The sequence below is a fragment of the Thermus amyloliquefaciens genome (assembly GCF_000744885.1).
Classification (GTDB): Bacteria; Deinococcota; Deinococci; order Deinococcales; family Thermaceae; genus Thermus; species Thermus amyloliquefaciens.
In genome coordinates, this window is the sequence record NZ_JQMV01000005.1 from 1 (window position 1) to 14,167 (window position 14,167).

Below are 14,167 nucleotides of genomic sequence, written 5' to 3' on the forward strand. Positions count from 1 at the left end.
GCCAGGTACTGCAACCAAGGCACATACCGCCGGCTGTTCCTTCTACGGATGACCATGGGCACAATTCCCCCCGCCTCCCGGAGGAGGTCTCCAAGGTAGCCCTTCGGGCTGACCATAGAAGTGGCTTTCGTACCCCCGTCCAGGTAGAGCTCCGCCCCCTCGGGAAGGTCCAGGGGAAGAAGGAGCAAAGAGCTCAGATCATGTAGGCTCCCGGGGTCAGGCTCACTTCATGGATAAACTTCCCGTCGTCCACCAGGAGGTGGAGCTTGGGGCCGTGGAAGTAGACCCGTTTGCTGGGGATGAAGCCGCGGTAGGCCTTGTCTGGGAAAAGGCGGGAGCGGGGGGCGCGGATATTCTCGCAGGCGGGAGGGGGAAGGTGTCCAAGGCGTAGGCCTGGGCCTGGTGGAGGTTTTCCAGGCCTGGGCTAGGAGGTGGGTCAGCCCCGAAGGGGCTATCTTGCGAAGGGGGAGGAAGAAGGGTATAGGGCGTGGAGTCTGCGGTTGAAGCGACTTGGGGAGGGGACGTAGGTAAAGAGGCGCAGGTCTTTGGCGAGGGCCAGGGCCTTGTTGTGCTTGCCGCCCAGTTCCATGGCGGCCAGGATGGCGAGGGTCAGGATGGCGGAGGCTGGGTCTTGGCTTGGGGGTCGTCCTTGTAGCCCAGGGCCTGGAGGGCATCGTCTATAATGCAAAAGGCCGCTATGATGCGCGACAGCATAGCGGCCACTATTTTTTCAGGCCTCGGGATAGGTAGCAACTTGGGTTAACATAGCACGGCGGGCGCCCGCTGTCCAGCGATCCATCTGGCGGTCCTTCCCGGACGGCGGGCGGTGCACTATAGTTTGGCCAAAGCTCCGGCACCGGGGCCGGTGCCGCGCCGCGGGGGGATGGCCGATGACGGGTGCACACTGGGACGCCGTGTTCGACGAGGATTACCTGTACTTCTACGAGACCTTCTTGCACGACGAGCGCAACGAGAAGGAGGCCGAGCTCATCGCCCGGCTCCTCGACCTCGGTCCGGGGGCGGATGTGCTGGATGTGCCTTGCGGGCACGGCCGCATCGCCGTGCGCCTGGCGCGCCGAGGCTGCCGCGTGACCGGCCTCGACGCCAGCCCGCTGTTCCTGGAGCGGGCCCGCCAGGCCGCGGCGGCCGCGGGCGTCGGCGTCGAGTGGGTCCACGGCGACATGCGGGCCCTGCCGTTCGGGCGAGACTTCGACGCCGTGGTCAACTGGTTCACCTCCTTCGGCTACTTCGACGACGAGGAGAACCGCCGCGTGCTGGCGGAGTTCCGGCGCGTGCTGCGGCCCGGCGGCCGGCTGCTGATCGAGACGGTCCACCGCGACCGGATCCTGCGCAGCCTGCCGCCCGGCGAGCCGGTGCGCTTCGACGTGGTCCGCCGGGCGACGACCTGATGATCGACCGCACCGGGTACGAACCGCTCACCGGGCGCGTGCAGACCGACCGCACCATCGTCCGGGACGGGCGTGTGCGCCGGTTCGCGTACGGGCTGCGGCTGTATACGCCGGTGGAGCTGCGGGACGAGCTGCTGCGGGCCGGGTTCGCCCGCGTCGAGCTGCTGGGCGACGAGGGCGGACCACTCACGCTCGACAGCCGGCGGCTGCTCGCCGTCGCGCAGGCGTGAGCGGGGCAACTACAACGTGCCCTAGCAGCGGGGCGGGGAGTAGGATCCCCCACCTCTTCCCGAAAGCCACCTTTCGCGCATGGAAAGGGGCCCCGCAGGGACAAACCCTGCGGGGTTTATGCGCTTTAGACGGGTAATGAGCGCATAAAGGCGGCAGAAGGAGGGGGCCACGAAGGCCCCTCTCGGGGGTGCATAAAGGCTAAACCCAAGCCTCACGGCACCGGGGGTAGGGTAGAACCCATGAAGGGCTTCGACCGGGAGGAGTACCTGGAGGAGTACGGCCCCGTGCGCTTGCGCACCACCTTCTACCGCCGGGGAACTCGGATGGGGGACTGGGGGTGCAGCTGGAGTGGGAGGACCCCGAGGAGGGCTGGGTCTGGGTGGCCCGGTACGACAGCGCAGGGGAAAGCCCCATCGAGACCGGAACCGTATCGCCCAGCACGAGGCCCTGCCCTTGCCCCCAGATCCCGCCGAGGCCCTGAAAGCGGCCCAGGAGGACCTGCGGGCCCACCTGGAGGAGTACATTGAGGCGTATCGGGCCGCGAAGGCCCAGGGGAGGCAAGGATGGTGAGCTTACCGGAGGCCGCCAAGCGGGCCATGCAGGCGGGGGCAGAGGTGTCCCGCTTCCTCTACGCCCACCCTGAGATCACGGCCCGCTTGCCCCAAAGCTACCGCCTGGTGGTCCTTCTCCTGGACGATCCCGAGGCCCTGGGCTGGGCCTTGGGCCAAGGGAAGGCGGCGGAAGGACCTGTGATCTATGCCCTGGTCCGGGAGGGTCGGGTGGAAGGCCTCCTGACCCCAGAGGGACCGGTGGCCTTGGGCGGGCGGCCTAGCCCGCCCCGCAGGACCCAGGGGCACCACCAGGCGCAGCCAGCGCCGACCCCTTTCGTCCACCCCGGAGAGGAGGCGCAAGGGCCGGCCCGGGAGGTGCCGGGCCACCACCGCCTCCAGCTCCCGGGCCAGGGCCTCCCGCCTCTCCGGGGCAGCTCGGGGTCTCCAGGAGGAGCTCCACGGTGTCCCGCTCCAGGTTCCGGTCCACGGCTTCACCTCGGGAGGACATCCTACGCTTGCCCCTCGGGAAAGGGGTGTTTTCCGGGCTCTAAGGCCCCAAGAAGGCCCGGGGGGAAGGGGGCAAGGGGAACCCCTAGGGAACCTGACCCCCGGCCTTCTAGGCCCCTTACAAGGGCGTTGAGGGCCCTTTAGGGAAGGTGTGCCCGGCCCCAAAGGGCTTTTGGCCGGGCAAGGGGGGTGAGCACCCCCCCGCTCAGCGCTCAGCGCCTTTCCCGAGCGGTGAGCGTTCAGGCAATCGAAGGGATGGCTGGGCGAGCGCTCACCCCGTCAGGCGGGGTATCCTGGCCCCGTGGACCCCACCCTTTACGCGCCCTGGCAGGCGGCCCGGATCCTGGGGGTCTCCCCCGCCACCCTGCGGCGCATGGCGGCCCTGGTGGAGGAGGTCCTGCACCCCTTCCCAGGGATGCGGGCGGGGGGCGGCTTTGGCCCGAGGGGTGCTGGGCCTCCTGGCGGAGGCCCGGGGGCGGGCCAAGGCGGAGGGCATCCCCCTGCGGGAAGCCCTCCTGCAGGTCAAGGAGGCGTCGGGGGCGGAAGGGGCCTTCCCCCCACCCCCGCCCCTCGCCACCCAAGCTTCTGGGGAGGAGGCCCTGGCCCTCCTCCGGGCCCTCCTGGAGCGCCTGGAGCGGGTGGAGGGGAGCTTGCCGCCCTGAGGGCAGAGAACCAGGCCCTGCGGGAGAGCCTGAAGGCCCTGGAGGCCCCCAGGCCCCGGCGGCCCTGGTGGGCCTTCTGGCGGCGGTAGGGGCCTAGGATGGAAGGGATGGCGGAGCCCGTGGAGGCCAGGAAGCCCTCCCCGCGGGGGAGGAAGGGACGAGGGAAGGCGTGGGGGAGGAGCGGCGGGAGAAGCGCCCCCGCACCCGCCCCACCAGGCGGTCCTCTTCCTCCCCGGCGTCCTGAGGGAGGGCCTCTTCCACGCGGAGAGGCTCCCCCGGGGGGTGCCGGTGGCCCTGGGGGGCAAGGCCCTCAAGGACCCCCAGGGGGAGGCGGGGGAGGGCGTCTTCGCCCTCTGGCCCCGCACCGACGAGGGGGGAAGGATCCTCTCCCTCCAGGTGGCCAGCCGCCTAAGGGAGCCCTACGAGGGGCCCCAGGCCGTGGTCCAGGGGGTCCTCCTCTACGCCGACCGGGAAAGGCTGGTCCTCCTCATCCTCCCCAAGGGGGCGAGGGCTTCAAAGTGGGCCTCAAGCGGGCCCGGGGCTTCGCCGCCCGCCTGGAGCCCAAGAAGGCCTACCGGGTGGAGGGGAGGCTGGGCGGCCCCTACCTCCTGGCGGAAAGGGCCTGGCCCTTGGGCAAGTACCTCCAGGCCAAGAAGGAGGGCCAGCCCCTCCCGCCCCCCATCCAGGGCCGGGAGAACCCCTACCTGGAGCCCGAGAAGGGAAGGGCCAAGCGGGAAGAGGGGGGAGAAGAGGCCCTCCCGCCAAGGAGCCCCCCAGGCCCTCCCCGGCCCCCTCGGGGGGAAAGGCCATACCGGAGAAGGGGCGGGAGAAGCCGTCCCAGCCCCCAAGGGGAGGAAGCCCCTCCCCCGCCGGGACCCGGTGCGGGTGTGGCGGGCCCCGGAGGAGCCCCCTGACCCCGCCCCCCGGACCTGGGGAGGCCCCCGGCCCTGGGCAAGGGGCAGCTGATGGGGATCGCGGGGACGGGGCCTTACTACCTGGTCCTCCTGCCCCAGGCGGTGCCCGAGTGGTGGCCGAAGGTGGAAAGGCTCCTCCCCGAGTTCCCCCGGCGCTACGAGGTGCGCTTCTACCCCGACGGGAGCAGGGCGGTGGTCAGCGGGGACCTGGAGGCCCTGAAGGTGTGGTACAAGCGGGTGCTCAGGGGGTGAGGGGGAGGGTGTGGCCCGAAGTGGTGGAGGTCTGCCCCCTGGAGGGCCTCTCCCTCTGGCTCCGCTTCTCCGACGGGAGGGAAGGGGTGGTTGACCTGAGCGGCTTGCCCCTCCTCGGGATCCTGGAAAGGCTCAAGGACCCTGCCTTCTTCCACCAGGTGGGGGTCGACCCGGAGACGGGCACGGCGGCCTGGCCCGGGGGGATCGACCTGGACCCCCTGGTCCTCTTGGGGGCCCTTGGCCCCTAATGAACCGCTACAGCCTGGCCACGGGAGCCCCTCCTCCAGAAGTGGCGGAAGGCCCTGAGACCGCCTAGGCCACCCGCCACTGGGGAGCCTGGCGGAGGAGGGGGAGGAGGCCCTGCTGGTTGAGGAGGTGGGCCAGGAGGGCACCGGGTCTGCGGATGCCCTCCTTGCGGGAGCTCATGAGGGAGGCGGCCAGGGCCTCGCGGACCCGGTTGATGGCCCACGCCACGAGGGCCAGGGCTCCTTCCCACATGCCGTAGATTTCGGCCCTGAGGGCGTTCCAGAGGACCCAGGCGTAGAAGCGGACGCTGCCAGGATCCTTGAACTCCTTAGCGAGGCCGAGGGCGAGCTCTTCCACCTGGCGGCGGCGGTCGGCAGGTTTGGCGCGGAGGAGGGCGGTGAGAGAGTCTATACCTAACGGGGTTTTTTGCCTGGGGGGGGATAACGAGAAATCCAAGAGAAACTCCAGCACCTCAGCATCCCCCTTTAGGGGTTTTTCTTTTGACTCTCTCAACGCTCGCCACGCGGTTCTCCCGCGCTCCACATCCCCCTCCAGGTCCCGCCACGGGTGGGCAAAGTCCTCCGCGTCCAACCGGGGCCTCCGGGTCCGGTGCGGCAAGCGCACCGCGTACAGGGTCCCCGCCGCGTACACCCCGCTCTTCCCCCGCAAGGTGGCCGCCGTCCGCCAGGCCGCCCGGGTGATGAGCCCCTTCTCCGTGAGCTCCCCCAAGGCCCGGTACAGGCTCGCCGAGGGGATCCCCAAGACGGCTATCAGGGCGTCGTTAGGCACAAAGAAGGTCAGCTGGCTCAGGCTCCGGGGAGGCCGCTTGCCCCAAGGAGCCGCCGCAGCCACGCCACCCCAAGGGCCAGGAGGGTCCGGTAGACCTCGCGGGCCCGCTCGCTCAAGGGAGGCAGGGTGCCCTCCGCCTCGCCCCTCGCCAGGAGCCGGTCCGCCACCGCCAGGGGGCTTTGGGGCAACACCTCCGGCGGAGGGGGGATTGGGCCAGCTCCGCCCGGGTGGGGATGGGCCCCTCCGGCAGGGAAGACAGGGCAGGGGGTGGGGGCAAGGTAGCCGCCACCGCCTCCGCCCCTTGGGGGTGCTCCTGCACCTCCTCAGGGGTCAGGGGCGCCTCGGGGAAGAAGCCCAAAAGCTGCTGGTAAATGGGGGGAACCTCCTCCCCACGCGCCCGCTTCCTGCGGGCCAAAGCCTCCAGGAAAGCCCGGCCCGCCGCCGAAATGCCTGCTTGAGCTTCTGGTTTTTGATATCCGCTTCCTCTAACTTCCTCCGGGTCATAAACCCCTCCCTCTTTTCGCGTCGGGGACACCATTTCCCCGCGCACCTAACGGGTGCCTCTTGCCTTTCCCGCTGGGAGGGGGTAGCTTAGGAACAAGAGAACTCCCGCAAAAACCTTGTGTTTCTGCCCCCTCCTCAGGGGTAGCCTGCTTTTGGTCCTCGCGCGGCCCTGCCGCTTTGGGCCCCAGGGGGGCCCGGTCTACCCGTTGGGGGCTATTATACCGACCCCTTCCCAAAGGCAAGAGGGGATCCCCCGCGCACCCCGTGCAGACGCGGGCTTTCGGCACCGCTGGTGCAGGGAGAAAGTGCGGCGCACCACACGGCAAAAGGCAAAGCCCCCCGGGTTTCCCGGGGGGCTTCCTCACCTATCCCTACATCCCGTGTCCACAGCGCCCCTTACAGGGCGCACCGTTAGCCTCTGGCAGGCATCGGCACAAGGTCGCTACAAGCGATGCTCTTCGCGTTCTTCCGTCCTCGTCTTTTTTCCTCCTCCTTCGCACGGCAACCCGCCAGGGCGGTGTCTGCTGCCCGTGTGGTGGGCTCTACCCCCGGTTTTCGGCCTCGGGACGGCCGTGGCTGTCCCCGTGTGGCCGGGACACGCCCCCGATTTAGGGCCTCGGGATGGCCGTGGTTGGTCCACTCCGGGGGACCTCCCGGTGGCCTGGCCCCCACCAAGCACCAGGAATCCCCACACGCCTACCCAAACCGCTACGGGTCTTCCCTCCACCAGGTTTCCCTGGCTTCCACGGTACTCACCCGCTCCGTCCCTGCCGTTATCCCCGCTTATCCGGTCCTCGTTGAGCGGGTTTCCCCGCCTCCTAGACCGTTTTCCCGCGGCCACCGATGGGGTTCGCCACGCTCCCATCGGCGTACCAGCCCCTATGGGTTCAGGGCTGGAGGACACACCCCGGTGCGGCATTGCCGCCCGTGGGCACGGCAGGGTCGCCATTCCCGTCCACCGCGTTGTCAGACACCTAGCCCACCGGGTCCAGAAGCCTTGCCTACCCCGCCTATGGGCGGGATCCCCTTCAGGGTGCGTGGGTAAGGGCCGGAAAACCCTCACGCAGGGGGAGCTCGGCTCAGCCTCCTTCGTCCCTCGGTTCGAAGCCCTCATCAGGCCCCTTGGGCAGGCCCCCGTGTGGGGGCTCTTCGGTGTCGCCCTAGCCGTATAGCTGGAGCGTCCGGGTTTCGGCATGTACCCCTTCGGCGTCCAGCCACGACACTTGACCCATGACTCAGCACCCCTCGGGCCTGTGGCACCCTCGGAGCACCCATGGGCGGGCGCACCACCCCCTCGTGGTGCAGGGATCATCCCCTCCGACGGCGACGGCTGGCTCGTACGGTCGCCTTCCGTGTGAACCGACCACCAGATGCGTGGCGATAGGACGGTGCCTTTCACGGGGTCGCCCTCGATTCCGGCACCACCCCCGCCCCAAACCGGACGGGCCCAACTAGGGCATCCGGCTTTCCCCGGCCCAGGCGGGACGGGTGGGGAGGGCACCTGGTGGGGGCCAGGCTCACGAGGTAGGTATAGCGGGGAGGGTCTTGATCCGACCCTTTTTACGTCCCCCCCTCCCCTCCCCCCTTTTAGGTCTTCTTTCCCCTTCCCTACGGGAAAGGACAAGGCGGGAGTCTCCCCTTGCTACCCTCTCCCCCATGGGCCGCACCCCTTACCCCTGGCAAGGCCCGGTCTGGAAGGCCCTGCACCGAGCCTTGGCCCACCCGGGGAACCGCTACCGCTACGGCCTCCTCCTCCCCCCGGGGGAGAGGCCTCCCCGGGAGCGGGAGGGCCTGCGGGCCTTCCCTCTTCCCGAGGGAGGGTGGCTGGTCCTCTCCCGGGAGGCGAGGGTGGGGAACCTGGAGCTTCAGGACCTGGCCCAGCGCCCCTTGCGGGTGGGGCCTTTCCTCCTCACCTGGGGCGGGATGCGGCGGGACAAGACCCAGAGGGCCCGCTTCCTGGTCTCCCCCGCCTGGGTGCGGGAGCGGCAGAGGGAGATGGAGCGCCTGGTGGGGAGCTTCCGCTGGCCCCACGACCGGAAGCGGGTCAAGCCCCTGGTCCTGGCGGAGGCCCGCAGGCTCGTGGGCAGAACAAACGCCCTCACCCGGGAGGTGCGGGAGGCCGCCAAGGTGGGCTTCCTCCCCCGGCCACCGCCAACCGCTGGGACAAGGCGGTGCGGAGGAGCCTGCGGAAGGCCCTCACCGGCCTCGGGCTCACCAAGGGGGAGATATCGGAACTTCTGGGGCGGGTGGTGCGGCTCAAGCAGAGGAGGGGGGAATGAGAAAGCAAGATGCCATCCACGCCCTGGGGCGGCTTTTGACGCTTTATTGGCCCCTCACGGACGAGGTGGGGCTTGGGGACCTCCTGCGCCCCTACCTCCCGGACAAACCCGCCTGGACCGAGGAGGAGATCACAGCGGCCCTGGCCCGCCTCCTGGCGGACGTGGTGGCGGAGGGGTGGGACCGGCACGGAGCCCCAGCGTGGCCCGCCACCCCACGGAGGGTTTTGTGGCCTCCTTCGAGGGCCCCGGAGGCCCCTACACCGTGGAGGCCACCTCGAAGCGGGAGGCTTACCGGGAGGCCCGGCGGGAGTGGGTGTACCGGCTCCTCACCCGGTCGTGAAGCTTCACCGGGAAATCATACTGGAGGGGGGTCTATTACGGAATGAGAGGGGTGGGGAAGCGTAATGAACCCCGAAGGAAATACTTTTCCCGATTACCTTAACCCAAGTTGCTACCCAAGCATTTGTTGAGCCAAGAGATTTAGGTTGTGGGCCAAGATGAAGGAGAGCACCTTGATCACAAAACCCTCCTGGGTCACCGCATGGATGCGCCGCGGGAAGAGGGCATGGAGCATACTGCCCACCGTCTCCACCACCCCCTAGGTGTTTCCCTCACGGGAAAGCAGCCGCCCCACAATGGCCAGGTACTGCAACCAAGGCACATACCGCCGGCTGTTCCTTCTACGGATGACCATGGGCACAATCCCCCCCGCCTCCCGGAGGAGGTCTCCAAGGTAGCCCTTCGGGCTGACCATAGAAGTGGCTTTCGTACCCCGGTCCAGGTAGAGCTCCGCCCCCTCGGGAAGGTCCAGGGGAAGAAGGAGCAAAGAGCTCAGATCATGTAGGCTTCCCGGGGTCAGGCTCACTTCATGGATAAACTTCCCGTCGTCCACCAGGAGGTGGAGCTTGGGGCCGTGGAAGTAGACCCGTTTGCTGGGGATGAAGCCGCGGTAGGCCTTGTCTGGGAAAAGGCGGGAGCGGGGGGCGCGGATATTCTCGCAGGCGGGGAGGGGGAAGGTGTCCAAGGCGTAGGCCTGGGCCTGGTGGAGGTTTTTCCAGGCCTGGGCTAGGAGGTGGGTCAGCCCCGAAGGGGCTATCTTGCGAAGGGGGAGGAAGAAGGGGTATAGGGCGTGGAGTCTGCGGTTGAAGCGACTTGGGGAGGGGACGTAGGTAAAGAGGCGCAGGTCTTTGGCGAGGGCCAGGGCCTTGTTGTGCTTGCCGCCCAGTTCCATGGCGGCCAGGATGGCGAGGGTCAGGATGGCGGAGGCTGGGGTCTTGGCTTGGGGGTCGTCCTTGTAGCCCAGGGCCTGGAGGGCATCGTCTATAATGCAAAAGGCCGCTATGATGCGCGACAGCATAGCGGCCACTATTTTTTCAGGCCTCGGGATAGGTAGCAACTTGGGTTAACATAGCACGGCGGGCGCCCGCTGTCCAGCGATCCATCTGGCGGTCCTTCCCGGACGGCGGGCGGTGCACTATAGTTTGGCCAAAGCTCCGGCACCGGGGCCGGTGCCGCGCCGCGGGGGGATGGCCGATGACGGGTGCACACTGGGACGCCGTGTTCGACGAGGATTACCTGTACTTCTACGAGACCTTCTTGCACGACGAGCGCAACGAGAAGGAGGCCGAGCTCATCGCCCGGCTCCTCGACCTCGGTCCGGGGGCGGATGTGCTGGATGTGCCTTGCGGGCACGGCCGCATCGCCGTGCGCCTGGCGCGCCGAGGCTGCCGCGTGACCGGCCTCGACGCCAGCCCGCTGTTCCTGGAGCGGGCCGCCAGGCCGCGGCGGCCGCGGGCGTCGGCGTCGAGTGGGTCCACGGCGACATGCGGGCCCTGCCGTTCGGGCGAGACTTCGACGCCGTGGTCAACTGGTTCACCTCCTTCGGCTACTTCGACGACGAGGAGAACCGCCGCGTGCTGGCGGAGTTCCGGCGCGTGCTGCGGCCCGGCGGCCGGCTGCTGATCGAGACGGTCCACCGCGACCGGATCCTGCGCAGCCTGCCGCCCGGCGAGCCGGTGCGCTTCGACGTGGTCCGCCGGGGCGACGACCTGATGATCGACCGCACCGGGTACGAACCGCTCACCGGGCGCGTGCAGACCGACCGCACCATCGTCCGGGACGGGCGTGTGCGCCGGTTCGCGTACGGGCTGCGGCTGTATACGCCGGTGGAGCTGCGGGACGAGCTGCTGCGGGCCGGGTTCGCCCGCGTCGAGCTGCTGGGCGACGAGGGCGGACCACTCACGCTCGACAGCCGGCGGCTGCTCGCCGTCGCGCAGGCGTGAGCGGGGCAACTACAACGTGCCCTAGCAGCGGGGCGGGGAGTAGGATCCCCCACCTCTTCCCGAAAGCCACCTTTCGCGCATGGAAAGGGGCCCGCAGGGACAAACCCTGCGGGGTTTATGCGCTTTAGACGGGTAATGAGCGCATAAAGGCGGCAGAAGGAGGGGGCCACGAAGGCCCTCTCGGGGGTGCATAAAGGCTAAACCCAAGCCTCACGGCACCGGGGGGTAGGGTAGAACCCATGAAGGGCTTCGACCGGGAGGAGTACCTGGAGGAGTACGGCCCGTGCGCTTGCGCACCACCTTCTACCGCCGGGGAACTCGGATGGGGGACTGGGGGGTGCAGCTGGAGTGGGAGGACCCCGAGGAGGGCTGGGTCTGGGTGGCCCGGTACGACAGCGCAGGGGGAAAGCCCCATCGAGACCGGAACCGTATCGCCCAGCACGAGGCCCTGCCCTTGCCCCCAGATCCCGCCGAGGCCCTGAAAGCGGCCCAGGAGGACCTGCGGGCCCACCTGGAGGAGTACATTGAGGCGTATCGGGCCGCGAAGGCCCAGGGGAGGCAAGGATGGTGAGCTTACCGGAGGCCGCCAAGCGGGCCATGCAGGGCGGGGCAGAGGTGTCCCGCTTCCTCTACGCCCACCCTGAGATCACGGCCCGCTTGCCCAAAGCTACCGCCTGGTGGTCCTTCTCCTGGACGATCCCGAGGCCCTGGGCTGGGCCTTGGGCCAAGGGAAGGCGGCGGAAGGACCTGTGATCTATGCCCTGGTCCGGGAGGGTCGGGTGGAAGGCCTCCTGACCCCAGAGGGACCGGTGGCCTTGGGGCGGCGGCCTAGCCCGCCCCGCAGGACCCAGGGGCACCACCAGGCGCAGCCAGCGCCGACCCTTTCGTCCACCCCGGAGAGGAGGCGCAAGGGCCGGCCCGGGAGGTGCCGGGCCACCACCGCCTCCAGCTCCCGGGCCAGGGCCTCCCGCCTCTCCGGGGGCAGCTCGGGGGTCTCCAGGAGGAGCTCCACGGTGTCCCGCTCCAGGTTCCGGTCCACGGCTTCACCTCGGGAGGACATCCTACGCTTGCCCCTCGGGAAAGGGGTGTTTTCCGGGCTCTAAGGCCCCAAGAAGGCCCGGGGGGAAGGGGGGCAAGGGGAACCCCTAGGGAACCTGACCCCGGCCTTCTAGGCCCTTACAAGGGCGTTGAGGGCCCTTTAGGGAAGGTGTGCCGGCCCCAAAGGGCTTTTGGCCGGGCAAAGGGGGGTGAGCACCCCCCGCTCAGCGCTCAGCGCCTTTCCGAGCGGTGAGCGTTCAGGCAATCGAAGGGATGGCTGGGCGAGCGCTCACCCCGTCAGGCGGGGTATCCTGGCCCGTGGACCCCACCCTTTACGCGCCCTGGCAGGCGGCCCGGATCCTGGGGGTCTCCCCGCCACCCTGCGGCGCATGGCGGCCCTGGTGGAGGAGGTCCTGCACCCCTTCCCAGGGATGCGGGCGGGGGCGGCTTTGGCCGAGGGGGTGCTGGGCCTCCTGGCGGAGGCCGGGGGCGGGCCAAGGCGGAGGGCATCCCCCTGCGGGAAGCCTCCTGCAGGTCAAGGAGGCGTCGGGGCGGAAGGGGCCTTCCCCCACCCCGCCCTCGCCACCCAAGCTTCTGGGGAGGAGGCCCTGGCCCTCCTCCGGGCCCTCCTGAGCGCTGGAGCGGGTGGAGGGGGAGCTTGCCGCCCTGAGGGCAGAGAACCAGGCCCTGCGGGAGAGCCTGAAGGCCCTGGAGGCCCCCAGGCCCCGGCGGCCCTGGTGGGCCTTCTGGCGGCGGTAGGGGCCTAGGATGGAAGGGATGGCGGAGCCCGTGGAGGCCCAGGAAGCCTCCCCGCGGGGGAGGAAGGGACGAGGGAAGGCGTGGGGGAGGAGCGGCGGGAGAAGCGCCCCCGCACCCGCCCCACCAGGCGGTCCTCTTCCTCCCCGGCGTCCTGAGGGAGGGCCTCTTCCACGCGGAGAGGCTCCCCCGGGGGTGCCGGTGGCCCTGGGGGGCAAGGCCCTCAAGGACCCCCAGGGGGAGGCGGGGGAGGGCGTCTTCGCCCTCTGGCCCCGCACCGACGAGGGGGGAAGGATCCTCTCCCTCCAGGTGGCCAGCCGCCTAAGGGAGCCCTACGAGGGGCCCCAGGCCGTGGTCCAGGGGGTCCTCCTCTACGCCGACCGGGAAAGGCTGGTCCTCCTCATCCTCCCCAAGGGGGGCGAGGGCTTCAAAGTGGGCCTCAAGCGGGCCCGGGGCTTCGCCGCCCGCCTGGAGCCCAAGAAGGCCTACCGGGTGGAGGGGAGGCTGGGCGGCCCCTACCTCCTGGCGGAAAGGGCCTGGCCCTTGGGCAAGTACCTCCAGGCCAAGAAGGAGGGCCAGCCCCTCCCGCCCCCCATCCAGGGCCGGGAGAACCCCTACCTGGAGCCCGAGAAGGGAAGGCCAAGCGGGAAGAGGGGGGAGAAGAGGCCCTCCCGCCAAGGAGCCCCCCAGGCCCTCCCCGGCCCCCTCGGGGGGAAAGGCCATACCGGAGAAGGGGCGGGAGAAGCCGTCCCAGCCCCCCAAGGGGAGGAAGCCCCTCCCCCGCCGGGACCCGGTGCGGGTGTGGCGGGCCCCGGAGGAGCCCCTGACCCCGCCCCCCGGACCTGGGGAGCCCCGGCCCTGGGCAAGGGGCAGCTGATGGGGATCGCGGGGACGGGGCCTTACTACCTGGTCCTCCTGCCCCAGGCGGTGCCCGAGTGGTGGCCGAAGGTGGAAAGGCTCCTCCCCGAGTTCCCCCGGCGCTACGAGGTGCGCTTCTACCCCGACGGGAGCAGGGCGGTGGTCAGCGGGGACCTGGAGGCCCTGAAGGTGTGGTACAAGCGGGTGCTCAGGGGGTGAGGGGGAGGGTGTGGCCCGAAGTGGTGGAGGTCTGCCCCCTGGAGGGCCTCTCCCTCTGGCTCCGCTTCTCCGACGGGAGGGAAGGGGTGGTTGACCTGAGCGGCTTGCCCCTCCTCGGGATCCTGGAAAGGCTCAAGGACCCTGCCTTCTTCCACCAGGTGGGGTCGACCCGGAGACGGCACGGCGGCCTGGCCCGGGGGATCGACCTGGACCCCCTGGTCCTCTTGGGGGCCTTGGCCCCTAATGAACCGCTACAGCCTGGCCACGGGAGCCCCTCCTCCAGAAGTGGCGGAAGGCCCTGAGACCGCCTAGGCCACCCGCCACTGGGGAGCCTGGCGGAGGAGGGGGAGGGAGCCCTGCTGGTTGAGGAGGTGGGCCAGGAGGGCACCGGGTCTGCGGATGCCCTCCTTGCGGGAGCTCATGAGGGAGGCGGCCAGGGCCTCGCGGACCCGGTTGATGGCCCACGCCACGAGGGCCAGGGCTCCTTCCCACATGCCGTAGATTTCGGCCCTGAGGGCGTTCCAGAGGACCCAGGCGTAGAAGCGGACGCTGCCAGGATCCTTGAACTCCTTAGCGAGGCCGAGGGCGAGCTCTTCCACCTGGCGGCGGCGGTCGGCAGGTTTGGCGCGGAGGAGGGCGGTGAGAGAGTCTATACCTAACGGGGTTTTTT

16 protein-coding genes and 4 pseudogenes are annotated in these 14,167 nt (G+C 69.6%); 14 read left to right on the forward strand and 6 right to left on the reverse strand.

Annotation, left to right across the window (positions count from 1 at the left end):
• A pseudogene (locus BS74_RS13240) lies at positions 1-714 on the reverse strand (transposase family protein); the annotation flags it as partial.
• A 200-nt stretch (positions 715-914) separates the two neighbouring features.
• Here BS74_RS13240 and BS74_RS11185 point away from each other — a divergent pair.
• From BS74_RS11185 to BS74_RS11210, 7 genes are all read left to right on the forward strand, one after another.
• Positions 915-1,409 (forward strand): class I SAM-dependent methyltransferase, encoded by a 495-nt coding sequence (locus tag BS74_RS11185; protein ID WP_219228181.1) that lies wholly within the window; start codon positions 915-917, stop codon positions 1,407-1,409.
• Positions 1,409-1,639, forward strand: a complete 231-nt coding sequence (locus tag BS74_RS12060) for a hypothetical protein (protein WP_219228184.1) — start codon at positions 1,409-1,411, stop codon at positions 1,637-1,639. Before BS74_RS11185 ends, BS74_RS12060 begins: the two co-directional genes overlap by 1 nt.
• A gap of 597 nt (positions 1,640-2,236) precedes the next feature.
• Positions 2,237-2,842, forward strand: coding sequence for a DUF5647 family protein (locus BS74_RS13245; protein WP_425427258.1), 606 nt, complete (start codon positions 2,237-2,239; stop codon positions 2,840-2,842).
• Between the two features lie 290 nt (positions 2,843-3,132).
• Positions 3,133-3,360 (forward strand): hypothetical protein, encoded by a 228-nt coding sequence (locus BS74_RS12780; protein WP_185747762.1) that lies wholly within the window; start codon positions 3,133-3,135, stop codon positions 3,358-3,360.
• A 518-nt stretch (positions 3,361-3,878) separates the two neighbouring features.
• Entirely contained in the window at positions 3,879-4,274 is a 396-nt protein-coding gene (locus BS74_RS12785; RefSeq protein WP_245606153.1) for a hypothetical protein, read from the forward strand.
• A gap of 51 nt (positions 4,275-4,325) precedes the next feature.
• Positions 4,326-4,526, forward strand: a complete 201-nt coding sequence (locus BS74_RS12790) for a hypothetical protein (RefSeq protein WP_126170917.1) — start codon at positions 4,326-4,328, stop codon at positions 4,524-4,526.
• Between the two features lie 8 nt (positions 4,527-4,534).
• Positions 4,535-4,774, forward strand: a complete 240-nt coding sequence (locus BS74_RS11210) for a DUF2442 domain-containing protein (RefSeq protein WP_231623781.1) — start codon at positions 4,535-4,537, stop codon at positions 4,772-4,774.
• 64 nt (positions 4,775-4,838) lie between these two features.
• Here the strand turns inward: BS74_RS11210 and BS74_RS12795 are convergent, their stop codons facing one another.
• Both BS74_RS12795 and BS74_RS12800 read right to left on the reverse strand, forming a co-directional pair.
• Positions 4,839-5,561 (reverse strand): hypothetical protein, encoded by a 723-nt coding sequence (locus BS74_RS12795; RefSeq protein ID WP_245606154.1) that lies wholly within the window; start codon positions 5,559-5,561, stop codon positions 4,839-4,841.
• Positions 5,562-5,673: 112 nt separating this feature from the next.
• Positions 5,674-5,976: a hypothetical protein gene (locus BS74_RS12800; RefSeq protein ID WP_245606155.1), complete on the reverse strand. Its 303-nt coding sequence runs from the start codon at positions 5,974-5,976 to the stop codon at positions 5,674-5,676.
• A 1,745-nt stretch (positions 5,977-7,721) separates the two neighbouring features.
• Between BS74_RS12800 and BS74_RS12805 the strand changes: the two genes are divergently transcribed.
• Positions 7,722-8,684, forward strand: coding sequence for a hypothetical protein (locus tag BS74_RS12805; RefSeq protein ID WP_245606156.1), 963 nt, complete (start codon positions 7,722-7,724; stop codon positions 8,682-8,684).
• Positions 8,685-8,795: 111 nt separating this feature from the next.
• Here the strand turns inward: BS74_RS12805 and BS74_RS11230 are convergent.
• Positions 8,796-9,701, reverse strand: a pseudogene (locus BS74_RS11230) (transposase).
• Between the two features lie 176 nt (positions 9,702-9,877).
• On the opposite strand from BS74_RS11230, the pseudogene BS74_RS11235 reads away from it, so the two are divergent.
• From BS74_RS11235 to BS74_RS12000, 3 genes and pseudogenes are all read left to right on the forward strand, one after another.
• Positions 9,878-10,626, forward strand: a pseudogene (locus BS74_RS11235) (methyltransferase domain-containing protein).
• Positions 10,627-10,909: 283 nt separating this feature from the next.
• On the forward strand, positions 10,910-11,197 hold the full coding sequence (locus BS74_RS11240; RefSeq protein ID WP_051946679.1) for a DUF7718 family protein: 288 nt from the start codon (positions 10,910-10,912) through the stop codon (positions 11,195-11,197).
• On the forward strand, positions 11,191-11,379 hold the full coding sequence (locus tag BS74_RS12000) for a hypothetical protein (protein WP_185747761.1): 189 nt from the start codon (positions 11,191-11,193) through the stop codon (positions 11,377-11,379). The genes BS74_RS11240 and BS74_RS12000 overlap by 7 nt, the downstream gene beginning before the upstream one ends.
• A gap of 1 nt (position 11,380) precedes the next feature.
• Here the strand turns inward: BS74_RS12000 and BS74_RS11245 are convergent, their stop codons facing one another.
• Positions 11,381-11,665: a hypothetical protein gene (locus tag BS74_RS11245; protein WP_245606158.1), complete on the reverse strand. Its 285-nt coding sequence runs from the start codon at positions 11,663-11,665 to the stop codon at positions 11,381-11,383.
• A gap of 388 nt (positions 11,666-12,053) precedes the next feature.
• Here BS74_RS11245 and BS74_RS11250 point away from each other — a divergent pair, with 388 nt between their 5' ends.
• The 3 genes from BS74_RS11250 to BS74_RS13080 all read left to right on the forward strand — a co-directional run bounded on the left by BS74_RS11250 (position 12,054) and on the right by BS74_RS13080 (position 13,799).
• Positions 12,054-12,431, forward strand: a complete 378-nt coding sequence (locus tag BS74_RS11250) for a hypothetical protein (protein WP_245606159.1) — start codon at positions 12,054-12,056, stop codon at positions 12,429-12,431.
• Between the two features lie 184 nt (positions 12,432-12,615).
• Positions 12,616-13,497, forward strand: coding sequence for a hypothetical protein (locus BS74_RS11255; RefSeq protein ID WP_245606160.1), 882 nt, complete (start codon positions 12,616-12,618; stop codon positions 13,495-13,497).
• Between the two features lie 8 nt (positions 13,498-13,505).
• Positions 13,506-13,799: a DUF2442 domain-containing protein gene (locus BS74_RS13080; protein ID WP_081914596.1), complete on the forward strand. Its 294-nt coding sequence runs from the start codon at positions 13,506-13,508 to the stop codon at positions 13,797-13,799.
• 6 nt (positions 13,800-13,805) lie between these two features.
• Here BS74_RS13080 and BS74_RS11265 read toward each other — a convergent pair.
• Positions 13,806-14,167: pseudogene (locus BS74_RS11265) on the reverse strand (hypothetical protein); the annotation flags it as partial.